This is a genomic window from Chryseobacterium sp. X308 (genome assembly GCF_020733145.1).
Lineage (GTDB): Bacteria > Bacteroidota > Bacteroidia > Flavobacteriales > Weeksellaceae > Chryseobacterium > Chryseobacterium cupriresistens.
In genome coordinates this window covers 17,660-36,503 of the sequence record NZ_JAJFZH010000008.1, presented here as the reverse complement: position 1 = coordinate 36,503, position 18,844 = coordinate 17,660, and the positions used below count along the sequence as shown (strand labels likewise).

The window sequence follows — 18,844 nt, the reverse complement described above, 5'->3', positions numbered from 1 at the left end:
AGGTTAACATTTTTCCAGGACAACAGCTGCATTACAACCTCCAAAGCCAGAAGCGGTCTTTAGAATGTATTTAATTTCTGCAGTTTGGTTTTCTCTGATGATATTCAAAGGTTGGGTTACTCCCATTTCTTTAAAATTCTTTGAGGGGATCAAAGTATTGTGAAGAGCTCCTTCCATAGAAATAATACTTTCCAAAAGACCGGAAGCACCCAGGCAATGTCCGTAATAGCCTTTCATACTGTTGAGCGGAATATGTTGGAGATCCATTCTGTTGAAGGCAATAGCCTCCATTTCGTCGTTATATAAAGTTGCCGTTCCGTGGGCAGAGATAAAATCAATCTGTTCAGCAGAAATATTCGCTTCTGTCATGGCATTTCTGATACTGGCATATAAACCGTCACCGGTTCTTGAAGGTCCGGAAATATGATTGGCATCATTGACTGCAGAATCTCCAAGGACTTTAAACCTGGATTTTTCGTTTTGTGGGATTGCTTCGTCACTTTGTTCCTCGCAATGACATGAGGTGATATAAACTGCGGCTGCTGCTTCACCAATATTAATTCCGTCCCTGTTTTTATCATAAGGTTGGCAAGGCCCTGATCCTATTGCCTGAAACGAGTTGAATCCTGAAATAACAAATTCAGAAAGTTCGTCTCCTGCAATTACAAAGGCATCTTTGTATTTTTCTGCCTGAATCATATTTTTTGCCACTGAAATCGCCATTACTCCTGAAACGCAGGCATTGGAAACGATGATCGGTTTTGTTTTAAATCCAAAGAAATCAGCAATTTTTTTTGCTAATTTTGATAAATAAACCCCTTCAGGTAATTCAGTCTGGTTTTTTAGCAAACTGATATTTCCTTTTGTTGTTGAAAGGATAAAAGCAGTCTCGTCCGATATGTGATGTTTTTCAACAAGAGGCTGTAAGCTTAAAAGAAGCATCTTCTCCAGTCTTGTGAAATTATGAATGTCATTCTGAGCGGAGTCGAAGAATCTGGTAAATTCGTCATTCAGTTTTTCAGTATCAATCATAGAAGCATAAAAAGCCTCCTGATTGTTTATGATTGTATGTGAAGCGACTCCCGATTTTCCTTCCAAAAGAGCGTTCCAGTTGGACTCAACATTGAAGCCCAGCGGAGTTACACAATTGTAATCTGTGATATAAATTTCCTTTCTCATGATAATCCCATTTTATCTTTCCAGTTTTGAAAAAACTCCGGATTATACAGACATAAGCTTCCATTGCTATCAAGAAATACCTGAATGGTTTCTCCACTGCATACCAATTGGTCTTCCTGATTGAAAAGTTCATATCTGTAAATAAGCTTGGCAGAAACAGAATTGATAAAAGTTGTCACAATTCTGAATGTTTCTCCATATTTTAAAGGAAGAAAATGCTCGCAGGTACTTTTTACGATCGGTGTTACAAAACCTGCATTTTGAATATCAAGATAGGTAAGACCATGCAGACGACCGAAAGCTTCTCTTCCATCTTCAAAATACACGATATAATGCCCATGCCAGACAATTCCCAGCGGATCTGTTTCATTGAAGCGTACTCTTACTTCTTCGGTACAGGTTAATATATTTTCTTTAGACTGCATTTTGTTTTTTTTCGTAAAAAATGGAAATGGATACGGTAGCAATATAGAACAGGAAAAGGAAAACCAGTTCTTTGGCAATCCCACCAATTCCGCTGTTCCTTAAAATAATATCATAATAAGCATTCAGTCCCCAGTTCATAGGAGAGAATTTCGCTACGGTCTGCATGAATTCCGGCATCAGAAATACAGGTACCCAGATTCCGCCAATGGCTGCCAGAACCACTACAGAAGTCGCCCCAAATGGAGCAGATTGTTCCTGTGTATCGGCAATAGTTCCCAGTAAAACTCCAAATCCAATAGCTGCCAGTCCTGCAAACAGCGTTACTGCCAGAAGCTGGAGCATCTTTCCGGATACATCAAAAGCGGGAAGATCCATATAGGGGAAAAGATAAATTCCTACCGCAACCATCAGTAAAAACTGAATAATACAAATGATAAGATAGGTAAATGTTTTTCCTAAAATATGGACAAAATAAGGAGTAGGGCTTATTCTTGCTCTTACACTTGTTCCCTGGCTTTTTTCCTTTACCAGATTGATGGATAAAGGGACTACAATAAAGAAGATGGCAAAAAGTGTCCATGCAGGAACGTTGTGTTGAACGGAATTTGGCATGACATCCATTGCTCCTTTTTTGGGAGTGATTTCTTTAAAGCTGATCAGGTTTTTATTTTCATCAAGATTTTCTGTTGTTCCCAGCTGATCCTGGAAGGCTTTGTAAATCTTTTTATTTTCAATTTCAAAAACCATTTTGTTGACAGAATTCATCACCGAATTTTTAAAGCCCACATTGGTAGCAGGGTCAAAGTACAAATGAATTTCTTTGGCTTTGGGAACTGCTGTTTTTACTTTTGCAGAATCTCCTTCCAGCCCGAATGAACTTACAATGGTCTGAACTTTCGAATCAATATTGGAATTTAAATCTTTCGTTAAATTTTCAGGAATGACAATTGCCATCTGATAATCTCCGGAAAAAACAGCCTCCTGAGCAGATTTTTCATTGAAGTTGGTCAGCAGCTGGAATGTTTTGCTGTTTTCCAGTTCTGCTTTTATATTTTTTGAAACTTCAGATTTGTCCTGATCAATAAAGATAATAGGAATCTTTGATCCTTCAAGGTTTTTAAAGGTAGAATCCTGAATAAGGGTAATGGTGACAATCAAAAGCAAAGGCATCACAAAGATGATGACAATTCCTCCGATATCTCTTTTCAGCAGAAGAATTTCCTTAATAAAACTTCTCCACAGTTTATACAACAACATCTCTTAATTCTTTTCCGGTTAATGAAATGAAAACGTCTTCAAGGTTTTCGGCATTGGCAATCTGTGAAACAAGTTCTTCAGGAGTTCCTACAGCGTGGATTTTTCCATGATCGATGATGGCAATTTTTGTACAGAATTCTTCCGCTTCCGAAAGGTGATGGGAAGTATAAATGATACAGGTTCCCTGTTTATTTAAATCTAAAAGATAATCAATGATTGCTTTTTTAGACTGAACATCTACTCCTACCGTAGGTTCGTCCAGGAATAAAACTTTAGGATTGTGAAGCGTTCCGGCGATGAGGTTGCAGCGGCGTTTCATCCCCCCTGAAAACTGTCCTACCTGCTTATTGGCAAATTTTGATAGCCCCATAATTTCAAGGGATTCATCAATTGCTTTTTTAAGCTGGTTATGCTTTAAACCATACAGACTTCCGAAAAACATAAGGTTTTCCTTAGCTGTAAGTGTAGGATATAAAGCATATTCCTGGGGAACAATTCCGATAATCTGTCTTATTTTGAACCCATCCTTCTGGGGAGATAAACCGTTAATGGTGAAGTTTCCTGAAGTAGGTTTGATTAATCCTGAAAGCATGGAAATCAGCGTTGTTTTCCCAGCTCCGTTGGGGCCAAGAATTCCATAGATTTCATTTTTACTGATGCTCAAAGAAATATCATTTACAGAAAACTCATCAGAATTTTTGTATTTTTTGTATAAGTTTTTAATCTCAATCATATTTTCCGCCATATCAGATCGCTTTTCTCAGTTTTTTATAGAAAGCTTCTTCCAGGTCTGCAATATGCAGCATTGTTTTTGAAAGTTCATTGTAAATATTGCTTTTCGAGTTTCTGTTTTTATATACTCTGGCAATATCAACGGCAAAATCTCTCCAAAGGTCACCGATAGAGGTTATTTCTTTTGATAATTCCTTTAGCTCGTCATTTTTTAGAATGACAGCTGCTTCCTGGAGGAATGCTCCATAGATAAACCTGAATCCTCCGCCTCCGGTCCCGATTTCTTCCTGCATTCTGATCAATTGTCCCAGATAATGGTTGGTAACCTTCGTTCCTTTCTTTTCTGCCCATTTCGGGATGCTTTTCGCTACCCATCTCATGGCTTTTACCCCAATAAGTGGTACGGGTGCCAGCATATTTTTGCAGGTATCTTTGATTCCTTTTTTGATGGCATCTTCAAGATTCACATTTTCCGGAACATAAACAGGGTAGTACATGTGTCCTTTAGGAGGAAGTGCTCCTTTTGCATATCTTACTTTTTCCAATTCTGCTTCTGAAAGGGAAGTCGTATAATCCATTACAGGGTCACTGATCAGAAATTTTCCGTCTTCTTTTCCGTATACCACAAGGTTGTGGGCATTGAAGTGAAATTTGTATTCTTCAGGAAAATAAGTAAGGTTGAAAACGCCCACCTGAAGTCCTGTAGGGATATTTTGTTCCAGATTTCTTTCAAGAGCTTTTTGGGCATCCTGAGGATTTGAGAATTTTTCTCTTTTGATTTTAATTCCTAATCTTTTGGCTGCTTTACTGAAAATAGCACCCGGCATTGGACGATAGCTGAAGCCCGGAGCAAAATTCACCTTCAGAAAAGGGAGATAGACAAAAAACAGTCCTGAACCGATCCCGAAGATCATAGGTTCGCTTAGTTTCAGTCCTTTGTTAAGCAGTAGATTAGAAGCAACACCGTTTTCGCAATGCGCAGTCTGATGGTGTTCAAAGTTTAATTTCATTTGCTGATTGTATCTTTTCATTGGTCAAATGATACCAGGCATTATATTTAGCCTTGTTTCATTTATTTCCCGTTGAAGTTTTTTAATTCATCCACTGAAATTCCGAATGCATCGGCATATTTTTTCAGTGCATTTTCGCTTAGTGTTTTGAATATTTTGGGTTTAAAATGTCTTTTTACCCTCCATTGCCACATTCCCACATATGAAGCAAGAACGCCAATATCCATTTTGTTCAGTTCCATAAAATAAACAATGGGACTTGCTGTATTATTGGCCACATTTTGTTTTGCTTCCTCAATTCTTTCATAAATAAGTTCCATCGATTCATCCAGAGCAGCTTTTTTGGCATCCCAGCCGGTGCTGTTTGCTGTCGTGTAGTTGTCGTTCTCATCCGTCACATACAATACTTCAGTCATGTTGGCGGATTTCAGGTTACTTTCGTCTTGAGGCAGGTCTTGTTTTTTCATCTAAATAAAGTTATTTTTTTAGATTCCAGATGAATAGGATTCACCTGTTTTTTGATTCTTATAATCAGGTGGCTAAAATAGTGAAAATACATTATATGGTTATCGTAATTACAAAAATCCACTATTATTGCATTCCGGAATATCATGGTCTATTGAGTCAATAGTTGAGTGAACTGTATTATGTTAAATTATAAATATTGTTAAAAATACTGAGGATTAATAGTGTTTTATGCGGTTTTAGGTTATTTTATTTATATTTGTTTGTGTAAATAATTAAAAAACTAATAAAACAAAAACCATGAAAAATTTAAGACAACTTACAAAAAATCAATTAAAAAAAGTAAAAGGAGGTTTAACTGCTTATATTTCTTGTGCTAACGGAACTAATGGGCAAATACGTAATGTAGGAGTTAATACCGATATTGCAACTGCTGCCGAGCAGATTTGCGGAGGCAACGATTATGAAGTTATTATCTAAAAAAGAAATAAAGTAAACTTCAATTAAGAAACATGCTGCTTAGATTTAAGCAGCATATTTTCTTTTATACTGATTCCGAAGAATTGTATACTAAATTTTGTGGTTAAAAACTGCTTCTCCCTGATGGTCAGAGTTTCACGGATTTTGTGAATGTTTCACGTGAAATAATTCATCTGATGATGAGATTTTAATGGTTGTACTGAACTGATTATCAGTTGATTTATGAAGAGGTGGTGAATGTGTAAATAAACAAAAAACGGACTTTTTTATCTAGGGTTTTTATAATCAATTCAATAGGAGTGGGCTTTAGCCCACTTAAAAAAAGAGAAAAATCAATTGACTTTAGCCAAAACCTATATTTTAAACACAAATAGCACAAATGAGTGACACAAATTTTCACAAATCTATTATAGAATATGAAATGAATAACTAGAAAAAGCTGCACAAAAAGTACAGCTTTTCTATGTCTATGTTGAATTGACTTTTACGACTTTACTTCCTGAATAAACAGGTTGATTTCCGCTCTGATTAACAATTCATCATTAGTAAATGTTTCACAGAAGATATGGCAGATATTCTCAAATTGTGAGATAAGCGAAGCTTTGGAAATGATTTGTTCACCCACTTTCGGAAGAGCAAAAATTTCGATCTTCTTGATATTGGTAATGAATCCAATCACTTTAGTATCAGCTTCAGGATTTTCAAAGAAGCTTTGTCCAAGGATAGATGAACAGGTCTGAGCCAGATTTTCGATCAAGCCGGCTTCCGCAAACTCATTGTTGTGAACAAATATATTATCTTCTTTTATTTCAAAGGAAGTCATTACTTTTTCTTTGGTCAGTTCCAGGATATAGTCTGCCATGAGCATCGGTTCACGATGCGGTAAAAAGTTGTGTATATTAATGATATTCTCTTCCTTTATTTCCATTTCCAGTTTATTTTACAGCGGTTTTCATTTGAGATTTTGCAATCACTTCACCGTTCAGTTTCGTAATGATATCTACCAGGGTTACTCCCATTACTTCATTAAGGATGGTTACTTCAGATTTCAGCTGATCTCCTACTTTAGGCAGTATTTCAGCTTCAAAAGATTTGATGGCTCCGATATATCCGGTTGGAGCCTCTTTTCCCAGCAGATAATATTTATATCCGGTATGAAGGGCAACGCTCTGCGCCTGATGCTCAATCAGTCCTGAAGCCTGGAATAATCCGTCCTGGATAAAAAGGTTGTCTTCCTTTATCTCAAAACCGGATAAAAGATGGTTTTCAGAGTATTCGGACAATTCATGCACCATTACAAAAGGAAACCTTTGGGGGATAAGACTTTCTACAAAATCTTTATCGGATGTGGGCAGTTTGTTTTCCATTAGCAAACGGTTAATAAAGCACATGAATAAGCAAATCTTCCACTTTCAGGAACGCAAAGAAGTACTTTTTCTCCTTTTTTCAATGTTCCGGAATTCATCAGTTCTTCAAGGGCGATAAATATAGATCCTGCTCCGATGTTTCCAACTTCAGAAAGATTATAGAACCATTTTTCTGCAGGAAAATCCATTCCTTTTTTGGCAAATTCTTCTTTCAGTCCATCTTTAAAGTATCCGGAAGAAATATGAGCCAGTACGTGGTCAATTTTTTCCGGATCCAGATTATGCTTGTCAAAAGATGATCTTAAACTTTCTGCTCCTTTTACTAGGATGTATTTATCAAGGATTTTAGTATCCTGTTTAATTGCAAAAATAGATTGTTTCAACCATTCATCAGAAGGGTAGTCTGCCCATGATTTCAGGCTTCCGTCTTCCAGCTTATCACATCCTGCATACATACAAGCTTCAATTTCGTGGGCATAAGAATAGAAATCAATGAATTCTATTTTTAGGGAAGTGCTGTTTTCTCTTGGTTTATTTTCTAAAAGGAAAGCACCTGCTCCATCAGAAAGCATCCATCTCAGGAATTCTCTTTTGAAAGCAATGATAGGTCTTTCTTCAAGTAGTTTTAAATTTTCAGCCTCATGATTGAACTTGTCAGCAGTCATCCATGCAGACATTCTTTCAGAACCTGCACATACCGCATTTTCCTGTACACCGGCTTTTACGGAAAGGAATCCATAGTTGAGCGCATTCATTCCTGAGTTGCAAAGACCTGTTGAAGTATTAATTTCAATAGATTTTCCGATGTTCAGTTCGCCATGTACCATGGATGCGTGAGAAGGCTGGATCTGATCCGGTGAAGTAGTTCCTACAGATAATAATTTCATATCTTCCTTTTTGAAGTTTTCGTCAAAAAGTCCTTCGATTGCTTTTGCAGTAAGCTGCGCATTAGAGTGGGTAGGGTTTCCTTCTTTATCTAAAGCGTAGTATCTTGTTGTAATTTTATTATTTCTCAGGATAAGTGATTTTGCTTTAGATGGCGCATCATTGATAAGCCCAAGATAAGTCTCCATTTCATCATTCGCTACCGGCTCATTGGGTAAGTATTTTGATGCTTTTGTTATAAATACGTCGTACATTCTATTTTAAATTAATTCCTTGTAAATATCTTTTTTGTTTTTGTCTTTTAAACCAAAATATAGGGGTTGTAAGCAGGTGTAAAACCAAAACGACAGGTGAGATAATCCATATCGCTGCCATCAAATATACCTTAAAGAATTTTATCAGCAATGGACGTTTCTCTTTTTTCTTGATAATCAGGTTAGACCATACTGTGAAAATTTTATTTCCAACCTTTTCTACCCGTACTAAAAAAGCACGGATTTCAATCGCTCCGTTTTTCACAAGATCCGGTTGTAAACTATTAAGGTCATTATTATTAAAATGTCTTTCAATAATCTCGCCATACTTTACAGAACCTGCAATTTCTTCATCTGAAACTCCTGCAGCGGGAAGCATTCCCGATTTTTCTTTCTGACCTGTGGTAAGCCATCGGAGAATCGTTAATACACTGGTGTAATTGTCGTGCCTGTCTACCAAAGCAATATTTCCTACGAGTTTAGCTTTCAGATCTCTTAGGTAAACCTTTAATTTTTCCTGGGAAAGCATCCACATATTTCTGGTTCCTGAGATGGTTACTACAGGAGTGTCTTTAAGGATTCGCTCTGCATAATCACTCTTTAAGAAAGAAATAATAGGAATGGATGGTGTGAGATACCATACCTGATACCCAAACAGGATAAGATCATACTTTTTGTTCAGAATTTCTTCCGAAGGAGGAAGGATTTCTTTTGGAATCTGAAGATAAGATTCAGGAAAAGTGTTGAAAAAAACATCGCCTGGCCAGGGAAAAGGAAAATCTTCCTTCAGCTGAATGTTGTAATACGTAACATCATAAGCCTCCTTTTTCGCTTCAAAAGGCTGGGCTATATTTTTCACGATATCTTCGAGTTGTCCGGTTTGTGAATAATATATGACAAGTATATTTTTCTTCATTAGTTTTCTTTAGCGTTTACAAAAGTATGTTTTTCATATTTATTATTTAGTTTTAAATACTTTTAATGATTCAGAACTAAATTTTAGTGCATAATTATCACTTTCAAACGAAGTGTTTTTTGTATTTACAAAAATGATTGTTTCAGGGAGGTCCTGAATTTCATTCATGGTAAAGTGTTCATCTGAAATCAAAAGAACATCAATCTTTTTGTTTACTTCAGAAAGGTCTTTAATATACTGTATTTTTCTTCTTTTTACCAGATAGTTATGGGCTGCCACTGCTCTTTTTTCATCATTCTGAATCAGAGAAAAAACTCTTCGGCTGGCCTGATATAGAATTAATAAAGCATCTTTCTGTCCAAAATCCGTAGCGATATGAAGAATGTTGGCATCATGAGGAATATGTTTATTCAGTTCGAAATATACTGATTTATTGCTGTTAAAGTCTTCTTTTACTTCTTTTACCACTTCACTGTCTTTATACAGGTAGCTCAGGAATAATTTCTTTTTAAAATAGTTCTCATCCTCAATCTCTTCGCGCAGTCTGGCAAATTCTTCTCTGAAATGAGCGTTGATCTTCTTTGTTCTCTCAGAATAGTTCTGTCCAAAGCTCATGTCATCTTTGCTGATTCTGTTGCCTATTTTTACGGTAATACTTCCGTCATAGATAATGAAATCTCCTTTCGGGAGCACCTCAGAATTTCCATGGATATAGAGTGGCAGAATATCCAGCCCGAACTGTTCAGCGAGATAAAAAGCTCCTTTATGGAATCTTTTCACATCATTGGTGTAAGAACGTTCTGCCTCAGGGAACACAACGAGTGAATATCCTTGTTCAACTTTTTCTTTCAGTTTGTCCATTCCATTCTCGATTCCCTGTGAAACGGGATAAAAGCCCAGTGCTCTTACCAGTTTTCCAAAAACAGGAGACTGGTATACCCAGTCATTCACCAGATAAATGATTTTATGGGTAGCCATTGCAATAGCCAGCGTATCGAGGAAAGAAGTATGATTGGCAATGATAACTGCAGGTTTGCTGAAGTCTTCAGATGTATTTTTAATGACCTTCTTCTTTACAAAAGGATTAGAATAAAGAACGGAAGTTAAAAATCTCGCTAAAATAAGTTTGATGATATTCAGGGTCTGCCCTTTGGAATTTTTAACAAAAAAACTTCCGAAGGCGGAAAACAGCAATCCTCCCAATCCATAATAAAGGAATGAAAATACAGACCATACAAACAATCTGAATGTGATTGGAGAAAGTCCTTTTTTCGCCCTGTTGGTGATGAATAATCTGAACCAGAAAGGATATAGGGTAGAGGTGATAATAATAACGGAGAACATTCCGATCAGGGCCACTAATGCCAGAGAATGCAATGCCGGATGTTTGGCGAATATCAAAGATCCGATGGAAAGAATTGTCGTGAAAACAGCAAGAATAATAGAAATTCTGTACGTAGGCAATTCATTCTTTCCGGTAGTATGTTCTTTTTGCATAGCTTGTGTCAGGAAGATGCTGAAGTCATCTCCCACACCAAATACCAATGTACACACTACAGTACTGAAAATATTTAATTCCAATCCCAGAAAATAAAGGATTCCGGCTGTGACAACTCCCGTTAAAACAATCGGGAACATGGTGAGAACCGTTAATTCAAAATTCCTGAAGAAGACGATGATCGTTAAAATAATGGCAAGAAGAGAATAATTGATCAGTGTATTGAAGTCTCTTTTCAGCAAACCAAGGAAATTTTCATTCATCTGCTGGCGGTCGATGGCAATGGCATCATGCTGTTTCTCGATATCTTTGATGAAAGTATCTCTTTTGTTTTCGTCTACTTTTACCACATTGGAAACAGTGTAGAAACCATTTTCGCTGCTCATGAATTCTGAAATCTGAAGCGCTTTCACTTGTTGATAATCCTTCAGGTTCAATGCAGAATAATTTTTACGCAAAGCTTCATTGAAACTGTCAAACGCGGAACTGTTGAAGCCGAATTTATTCCCGTTACTGATCAGTTCGGAAATGGTCTGATTCTTCTTCTCATCATTCCAGAAACGGTTCCATTCGTCAATTTTTTTCTGCTGATCCTTTTCTGAAAGAACAACGCTTCCGATAGAATTATAGCTTAAGATCTTCCCTTCTTTTTTCTCTTTGTCCAGGAAGCTGCTCAGTTCGGAATTTCTGGACAGTGCTTCTTCTTCAGAATTTCCATAAGAAATAGTATAAATTGATTTTGATGTAATATCAGAAAGTTTCTGCAGTTTTGCCTCACTGATTTTTAATTCTTTCGGAATATAATTCAGATCCCCGATATCTTCATTAAAACCTACATGTCTGAATCCAAACAGGCAGGCAAGAATAATAATGGAACACCCAATAATCAAAGGCTTATTTTTTTCGTACGGATAAGAGCCGATCTTGTCAATGAAATTTGTGTTCAGGTGTTCTCCCTTTTCTTTTGGTTTATAAAGTTGAGGAACAATAATCAATGCTGTGATTGAAGAAAGAATCACAGTAATGGCAGCAAAAAGACCTAAGTCCTTTAATGCTTCAGAACGAACAAAAACGAGACACAAAAAGGAAACGGCTGTTGTTGCACTGCTTAATATAACAGGCTGCGTGATTTCCTTGTAAAGCTCCTCAATATTGTTGTTATGTTTATAATGGGTAAGGATATGCAGGGCATAATCAATCGTAATCCCAATAAGGATCGCTCCTACACTGAGTGAAATAGCTGAAATCTTATCTTTAATAAAATAAAGGATTAAGAGAGCGAGTAATACTGAAAATACAGTGGGTAGAAATACAATGATGGGAGTGAAAATATTTCTGAAATAATAGATCAAAAGGATTAAAAGAACCGTCATGGAAATGGCCACTGTATTCTGAATATCTTTTTTGATCTGCTTTGCATTGGCTACAGCAATTACCGGAGAACCGAAATAGCTGATCTCTGTTTTCCCTTTGAATTGTTTGTTAATACCGTCTTTGATTGTGTTGAGCTGATCCACAAATACCTCATTGGCTTTCGTGTCATTGCTTTTGTTTTTAGGATCAATGAAAAGCAAAAGATTTTTTCCGTCTTTGGTAACAATATAGCTGTCTTCGAGTTTGAAGTCTTTGCTGATGTTTAAAGCATTTAATTTTTTGATTCCCAGAAAAGTAAATCCAAGAGGGTCTTTTTTAATAAATTCTTTGGTTACAAGGCTTGTTGGAGAAACCAGCGAGATGTAATTATTTTCTACCTGTTTTGCAATACTGTCTTTCTGGAGTTTATGATCAATTTCCTTATAATCATTCTCATTAAGGAATAATGGTAGATTCTGATGAACGAAATCAAAGGTTTCAGAGATTTCATTATCGTTCACTTTACCCTGAACAGAACCAATATATTTCTGTAAAGGCTCAATTTTTTTCAGGAAAGTATCTGCCGTTTCAGAAAGCTGGAAGCTGTCTTCGCCGGATCTGTTCTCGATAATAACAATAATCTTATCCGAAAAATTAAGCTGTTTAAGAACCTTTGCGGTAAGATCTGACTTTTCATTTTTGGGTATAATCTGATTGATGTCTTCCTCAAAATTGATCTTCGACGCAAAGAAAATGCATAAAGCGGCAATTCCAAGAGCTGTCAGTACAGATAGAATTTTATTTTTGGAAATCAGATAATATAAAAATATAAAAAGGCGATGCATTGCATTTAAATCAAGTCTGCAAATTTAATTTTTTAAGTATTAGTTCAAAATAGTTAGCGATAAGTTTTAACTGAAAATCAATAAAATATTCTAGGAAGAATGAAAAAATATTCTACTTTTGCAAAAGTTCCCTTTTGAAAAAATGTATTTTAAACCACCATTATTATTAAAAAAATAAGAATCTGTTTTAGATATGTTGAAAAGAAATGATGAAAAAATAAACGGATTTCTATTGGTAATAGTTCTTCCGCTTCTGTTGTTTGCCATGTCTTATTATGGATTTGAATCATCCTACACAAGACTGAAAACATCAGAGAAGACCCCTGATTTTTTATTTTCCTCCGTATATGCTTACAGAGTGATTCCCAATTATCTGAGTGTACAGATGACGGATTTGATGTACAATCTGATCAATGGCCCGCTTTCTTTCTTCAAAGATTTTTTGTCCAAAAACGGAACCCCTTTTTATCATGGGCTTTTCCTTATGAACAGTGTGTTCTTCGTTTTATGTTCTTTGATTTTGAATGCTGTTTTCCGGATGAAATCTACGGGACTTCTTTTGAATGTTAATGCCAGAAGGATTATTCATCTCTTATCTGTATTTTTCATTGTGATCACACAGTACGCGCCGACAAATTGTGATACCATCGCACTCTTTTGTTATCTGTCAGGTGTATTTCTGACTCTTAAATATCTGGAAACCAGAAAGAATATTTTCTTCTTTATCCTCATTGGACTTATCGGGATTTCTACTTTAGTAAGAGAAACAGCCTGTCTGAATATAGCCTTTTTTGCAGCCGTATTTTTCAATATTGATGAGATGAAGAAAGGGAATTATCAGGTTATCTGGAAAATTATACCGCTGGTTGCTGCTTTTCTCATTCCTTATCTGGGATTAAGAGCTGTGCTTGTTCAGGATGAAACGACTTTTGTGGAAGGCTTTTATATCAACAGAAACTTTTCCAGCCCTTTCAATCTTGCAGGACTTGTCTTTGCATTAATTGTGATTTATTTTATATATGGCCTTTGTACAGAGGAAAACAAGAGTGTTTTTGGAAGATATTTTTTCTTTTCCATTCCTTATCTTCTTATGATTACTTTAGTAGGGCTTTTCTGGGAAGTGAGGCTTTTCCTGCCTTTAATTCTGACCGGATTCATCACGGCATATCATCAGTTTAAAAAAACAACAGAGAGTTAGCATGAGTTTACTACATCCATATTATATAATTGCCATCGTCTATATGCTGTTCTTCAGTGTTCAGGAGGTGTATGGAAAGAAGGTTGATAAAAAGTGGTTCTGGTTCCTTGCTGTTTATTTTATTATTATTGTTGGTTTCAGAGACAATGTAGGCCCGGATTACGGAAGTTATAAAGGAATCTATATTTACTCCGATACCAAAAGCTATTACAGTATCTTTATGAAGATGCTCCATATGGAAGGACCGGAAACGCTGGATGTGGAATGGCTGTATACTTTGATTAATAAGATCCTTCTCAATTTTTTTGATGCGCCTTTTTATATGGTAACATTGGTCATTGCTATTTTTGCGATGATCTTTAAAGTAGAATATACTGAGGATAATACTTTTTATCCCTTTACTTTTACCCTATTCATGTTTATTCCCAATTTCTTTATCGGGGAAAGTGGGCAGATCAGACAAAACCTTGGGACTTTTATCGTGTATTTTGCAATACGGTATATTAAAGAGCGGAAACTCTGGCATTATCTGTTTTTTATATTCATAGGGTCGGGTATACACAGTGTTTGTTACTTATTCCTGCCGATGTATTGGCTGGCCCGCGTTCCGTTAAACAAAACGGTAATGCTGATTATGATTATCGGTTCTGTTTTTCTGTCCCCATTTGAAATATATAGAAGTTTCGGTGGTTTCTTAGATGGGATGGCCTCTAACAGTACACTTGTAGAAGGGTTTAATGGATATATGGATGAAACGGTACAACGACTCAATGGTGGTATCGGAATTCCGGAGGTGATGATGGCGATTCTTACTTTCTTCCTTTTTGTTTTTGATACTAAAATGAAAGAACTTTATCCTTATTATGAGTACCATAGAAATTATGCTGTAATCGGGATATGTCTTTATTTTATTTTCAGAAACAATCCTATCTTCTCTTCCAGGCTGGCAGGAGCGTTTATCGGATTCTCATATATTATTATTCCGAATGCCATGTATGTGGTTTCAGGAAGGGTTAAGAATATGATTTATGCATTTATTATTGTACTTGTCGTCTTCAATTTTGTTGTATTTTCTATGTTTAATAATATCACGGCCGGACGTTTTTCAATAGAACGGTATCAAAACCATATTCTTCCTTAGAATTTTGAATCTTAAAATATAAAGACAGCTTTGGGCTGTCTTTTTTTATGTAAATACTTTATTGGTTTTTATACTGTTTATCGCGTTTTATTTTGTATTATTAATAACATAATTCAAATATGTGTGTTTTTATTTGTATAATAAATCACTTTTTATAGAAATGGGCTTAATAATTGTACTCTGTTAAAGACACTAAAACCTAAGGTATGAAAAGATTAGCTGGAAAATTAGCGGCAGTCATCTGCCTGATATTATTTGGAGTTACTTCCAAAGGTAATATCGGAGGGAATATTCCCTCGATTGGACATGTAAAAGCAATATGGCTTAGTGAGAATATAGACTCATTGAAACCGGTTCATGAAACTGCAAGATTATTGCTTCCAGACTGGAAGAAAGCACCCAACAGTTACATTTTTGATCCCACTCAGAACAGCGGAGGATTGCTGGTCCCCGTGAAAAAAGCTTATGCGATGTGGGAGGGCGGCGGATATCTTAACGGGAGCGGTATCCCGGCAGGAACGTTAACTGCGGATGTTTTATGGGAAGATGTTCACGGACTTATAAAATCCGGAGTGAATTACGCTCTTGAAATAATAGGAACAGGGCAGGATGCTAAGATTAAAGTGCCTGTCAATAAGACAAAAAAAGGAAATGCTGTGGTTGTTTTCAGGGTAGACGGTGAGATTTATTGGAGCTGGCATATCTGGGTAACGGATGATCCCACCAATGGAGTTTCTTATAAAAGTTTCAGCAACGTAAAAAGAATGAGATCGGACGGAACAACGGAAATTATTCCGGATTCCGACTGGAAATGGATGGACAGAAATCTGGGAGCAATCACAAATTCTATCACGGCATCAGACTGGAACAGGAGTAACGGACTTCTTTATCAATGGGGACGAAAAGATCCAATTCCACCCCTGGTTACAAGAGGAAATGATTTTTATGAAGCTTCTGGATCGATAGGCAGAGTAAGACATAGAGGGGCCAAAAATATGACCAATGCTGTGAGTATTGATGATCTCAGGAAATTTGTTCTGCTTTCCGCTGCAGAGGTTACCAATAATATAAGGCTTTCTGTAAAAAATCCTATGAGCCTTATTTATGTCAATAAAGATGATAACTCAGGACAGGCTTATTATAACAATAACCTCAATCTTCCGGTCAACTGGTTTGGAAAATCTACAACATTGCCTAATAACAGGCTTTCGGAACTCAATCTGTGGTCGGATAATGCACAAGGGAAAATTGAAACCGTTTACAATACCAATGATAAAACAAAACCTTATCGAGATAAATCTCCTTATGATCCTTGCCCAAATGGATGGCGTATCCCGTCAATGCTGGTGGCAAATCTGGCTTCTCCCTCTTATGTGGATGATATCAGAATAGACTTTTCGCCTTTCGGGGTAAGAACCAGCATGGCAAAAAATGTTTTTGAGACCAATAAATATTATATCATAAAGCCTACTGATGCAGGAGTTCCTTCCTTTATGACAGGATTTAGAGTTTATCCTAATCTTGGCTTTGATCTTTCAGCAGTCGGCGGATTTAATATGGGGGTCTTTCCCGGAAACGGACAGCTTATCAGAGGAGCTCATTTAGGGCAGTATAGTGATCAGCATCACATTGCGTTGTGGACCGCAACTTTAGCCCGGTTATTCGATACTTCTCCTGCTGTTACTGTGAGAGGGTTTTCCATGATTCCGGATAAAACACAGCCTGATATTCCGGACCCTAATTATCCCAATATTAAAGGACGGTATTATTATTTTCCTATGGCCGGAATGTATACTTCAGATGCAAACGGCTGCAGATGTATAAAAGACCCGCTCTACACCATTAACGATTATGATTTTCCAACAGAATATCTGCCCGCAGTTACAGAATATAACGAAGGTTTGAACAATCCGAATACCTATCAGGTTGTTAAAAGCGAAACAGGTACTACTATTGAAATTCCGGTCAGTAAAGCATTCTCTGTGCAAAGCCAATTGCTGGATAATATTGAGATATTAAACCCTTCCAATTTTAATAATTTAAAAACTAATGTTCTCTGGACTACTAATACAGCTCTAATCAGCAGGATCTTAATAGTGAATCCTTCGCCTTTATCACTACAGGATATCAGCAATTCTAAAATATCTGTAGAAATTGCTCCCAATGAAAGTGGAAATGCTGTAGTTACATTGCATAACGGCAGTGCATCTTCACCGGTATATTGGAGCTGGCATATCTGGGTGACGGATTCTCCTGTGGGATCTTATTCTTATACTACAGAAATTCCTGCAGCAGTTACAAATTATGTGAATTATGTCAACAAAGCTGATGTTGCATTACAGACCGTTTTTATGGATCGTAATCTGGGGGCAACAGATGCTTTTCCCAATGTTGCCAATCCTCAGGCCCCAACTGCTGATGAATTGTTAAAAATCCGTGCCTCTACAGGGCTGCACTATCAATGGGGAAGGAAAGATCCCATCCCTCCATTCCAGTATGCAGATAACAGGAGTTTTTATAATATATTTCTGGGAACTCCTGCTCCCAAGGGAGCTGTTTCGTACACTACACTTGATCAGTCCGACTATAATAATCTTTCAGGAAACTATATTGTGCCTTACAGCACCTATGCATCGTTATCCAATGTGCAGTTAACCGATAAACCGTCAGAAAGGGTTTCCAAGATCATATCTTATTCTGTGAAGAATCCTCTGGTATATATGATTCCAAGTACTTTTGCTCCTTACAACAGTACGGCGCCTAATTATACCAATGGAACAGACTGGCTGGCACAGGAGCCTAATTTAGCACCTGACAGATGGGGAAGAGGAGGTAAAAAATCACCTTTTGATCCTTGTCCTGAAGGTTGGAGAATTCCGGACCTCACAAGTGTAGCTCTGGTTTCCGGAGCTGATTTCGGACAGACGCCATGGTATAAAAAAGATAAGAACGTAGCAACATCATATAGTATTGTTACCGATTATTCAGGAATAAGAGTAAGAAATTCTGCCAATGCTACAGTAGGATATATCTTTAATAATCCGGCCTATTCCATAGGAAATTATCCTGATTCCGGATCAAGAGGATTCAGAAGTGTAATTGCTAATCAAACTTCTCAGGGAACATTTAATATGCTGAACTTTCAGTATCCTGCTGTATGGACGGCTGCTTTAAATTCAAATTATATCGGAAGATCTATTAATCTGCTGTTTGATGCGGCTTCTACCACCAACAGAATGATTGCCTTTCATGATAATAATGATCCCTACTTCGGAACAGGATGCCGATGTGTGAAAATAAAATATGATGCCAATGGTAATGAAGAGGGCCCTGCATCAGGAATTTCAGTTATACCCAATAGCTATAAATTGATCAAAGAAAATGCAAAATCTGCGGTGATTAATAACAAGATCTCACTCTATCCGAGTCCTTTTTCCAATATACTTTACATCAGGGCTACAGAAAATAAAGAATACAAATTTGAGATTTTTAATACGCTTGGACAACTTGTAAGGTCTGGGCATTTTATCAATAATCAGACAGATCTTTCATCTTTAAACGCAGGAGTGTATTTAATAAGGATAAATAATTCTGAAGCGAATGTAAAAATTGTAAAACAATAAGTAAACAAATAGTAAAAGCAGAATAAGACTTCTTGTTCTGCTTTTTTTTTAAACCAGCATATTTCTTACATCTATTATGGATGATGAAAAATTCTATATCAATAAATGATGATTATTGTATAACAGTCTAAAACCTATACTACAAAGGATTTGTTTATTCAAAAAATGAGTATTGAAAGAGAGTATAAAGCGCCCTGATTATGAAATTAAACCCT

The 18,844-nt window shown here is 36.6% G+C and carries 15 protein-coding genes; 4 read left to right on the top strand and 11 right to left on the bottom strand.

Features of this window, described 5'->3' with window-relative positions:
* Positions 1-3: 3 nt before the first annotated feature.
* The 6 genes from LIV57_RS10825 to LIV57_RS10800 form a co-directional block, all read right to left on the bottom strand.
* Positions 4-1,179, bottom strand: coding sequence for a beta-ketoacyl synthase N-terminal-like domain-containing protein (locus LIV57_RS10825; protein ID WP_227942590.1), 1,176 nt, complete (start codon positions 1,177-1,179; stop codon positions 4-6).
* Positions 1,176-1,604 carry an acyl-CoA thioesterase gene (locus LIV57_RS10820; RefSeq protein WP_105684190.1) on the bottom strand — a complete coding sequence of 143 codons (429 nt, stop codon included), beginning with the start codon at positions 1,602-1,604 and terminating at the stop codon, positions 1,176-1,178. Before LIV57_RS10820 ends, LIV57_RS10825 begins: the two co-directional genes overlap by 4 nt.
* Positions 1,594-2,862, bottom strand: coding sequence for an ABC transporter permease (locus LIV57_RS10815; RefSeq protein ID WP_227942589.1), 1,269 nt, complete (start codon positions 2,860-2,862; stop codon positions 1,594-1,596). The genes LIV57_RS10820 and LIV57_RS10815 overlap by 11 nt, the downstream gene beginning before the upstream one ends.
* Positions 2,849-3,607: an ABC transporter ATP-binding protein gene (locus tag LIV57_RS10810; RefSeq protein ID WP_227942588.1), complete on the bottom strand. Its 759-nt coding sequence runs from the start codon at positions 3,605-3,607 to the stop codon at positions 2,849-2,851. The genes LIV57_RS10815 and LIV57_RS10810 overlap by 14 nt, the downstream gene beginning before the upstream one ends.
* A gap of 1 nt (position 3,608) precedes the next feature.
* Positions 3,609-4,604: a BtrH N-terminal domain-containing protein gene (locus LIV57_RS10805; protein WP_062675948.1), complete on the bottom strand. Its 996-nt coding sequence runs from the start codon at positions 4,602-4,604 to the stop codon at positions 3,609-3,611.
* 62 nt (positions 4,605-4,666) lie between these two features.
* Positions 4,667-5,071: a hypothetical protein gene (locus LIV57_RS10800; RefSeq protein ID WP_227942587.1), complete on the bottom strand. Its 405-nt coding sequence runs from the start codon at positions 5,069-5,071 to the stop codon at positions 4,667-4,669.
* Between the two features lie 298 nt (positions 5,072-5,369).
* Here LIV57_RS10800 and LIV57_RS10795 point away from each other — a divergent pair, with 298 nt between their 5' ends.
* Positions 5,370-5,549: a bacteriocin-like protein gene (locus tag LIV57_RS10795; protein ID WP_089695162.1), complete on the top strand. Its 180-nt coding sequence runs from the start codon at positions 5,370-5,372 to the stop codon at positions 5,547-5,549.
* A gap of 484 nt (positions 5,550-6,033) precedes the next feature.
* Here the strand turns inward: LIV57_RS10795 and LIV57_RS10790 are convergent, their stop codons facing one another.
* Genes LIV57_RS10790 through LIV57_RS10770 form a run of 5 tightly spaced genes read right to left on the bottom strand, consistent with a single transcriptional unit; the run spans position 6,034 to position 12,667 of the window.
* The gene (locus LIV57_RS10790) at positions 6,034-6,477 is read right to left on the bottom strand and encodes an ABC transporter permease (protein ID WP_227942586.1); all 444 of its coding nucleotides are present in this window, start codon (positions 6,475-6,477) and stop codon (positions 6,034-6,036) included.
* A gap of 7 nt (positions 6,478-6,484) precedes the next feature.
* Complete coding sequence (locus LIV57_RS10785; RefSeq protein WP_227942585.1) at positions 6,485-6,916, bottom strand: hypothetical protein; 432 nt, start codon at positions 6,914-6,916, stop codon at positions 6,485-6,487.
* Positions 6,916-8,055: a beta-ketoacyl-ACP synthase III gene (locus tag LIV57_RS10780; RefSeq protein WP_227942584.1), complete on the bottom strand. Its 1,140-nt coding sequence runs from the start codon at positions 8,053-8,055 to the stop codon at positions 6,916-6,918. The genes LIV57_RS10785 and LIV57_RS10780 overlap by 1 nt, the downstream gene beginning before the upstream one ends.
* 1 nt (position 8,056) lies before the next feature.
* Positions 8,057-8,971 carry a dialkylrecorsinol condensing enzyme DarA gene (locus LIV57_RS10775; protein WP_227942583.1) on the bottom strand — a complete coding sequence of 305 codons (915 nt, stop codon included), beginning with the start codon at positions 8,969-8,971 and terminating at the stop codon, positions 8,057-8,059.
* Between the two features lie 42 nt (positions 8,972-9,013).
* Positions 9,014-12,667, bottom strand: coding sequence for an MMPL family transporter (locus tag LIV57_RS10770; RefSeq protein WP_227942582.1), 3,654 nt, complete (start codon positions 12,665-12,667; stop codon positions 9,014-9,016).
* A gap of 193 nt (positions 12,668-12,860) precedes the next feature.
* On the opposite strand from LIV57_RS10770, the gene LIV57_RS10765 reads away from it, so the two are divergent.
* The 3 genes from LIV57_RS10765 to LIV57_RS10755 all read left to right on the top strand — a co-directional run bounded on the left by LIV57_RS10765 (position 12,861) and on the right by LIV57_RS10755 (position 18,629).
* On the top strand, positions 12,861-13,865 hold the full coding sequence (locus LIV57_RS10765) for a hypothetical protein (RefSeq protein ID WP_227942581.1): 1,005 nt from the start codon (positions 12,861-12,863) through the stop codon (positions 13,863-13,865).
* A 1-nt stretch (position 13,866) separates the two neighbouring features.
* Positions 13,867-15,006 (top strand): EpsG family protein, encoded by a 1,140-nt coding sequence (locus tag LIV57_RS10760; protein ID WP_227942580.1) that lies wholly within the window; start codon positions 13,867-13,869, stop codon positions 15,004-15,006.
* A gap of 206 nt (positions 15,007-15,212) precedes the next feature.
* Entirely contained in the window at positions 15,213-18,629 is a 3,417-nt protein-coding gene (locus LIV57_RS10755; RefSeq protein ID WP_227942579.1) for a T9SS type A sorting domain-containing protein, read from the top strand.
* Positions 18,630-18,844: the final 215 nt, after the last annotated feature.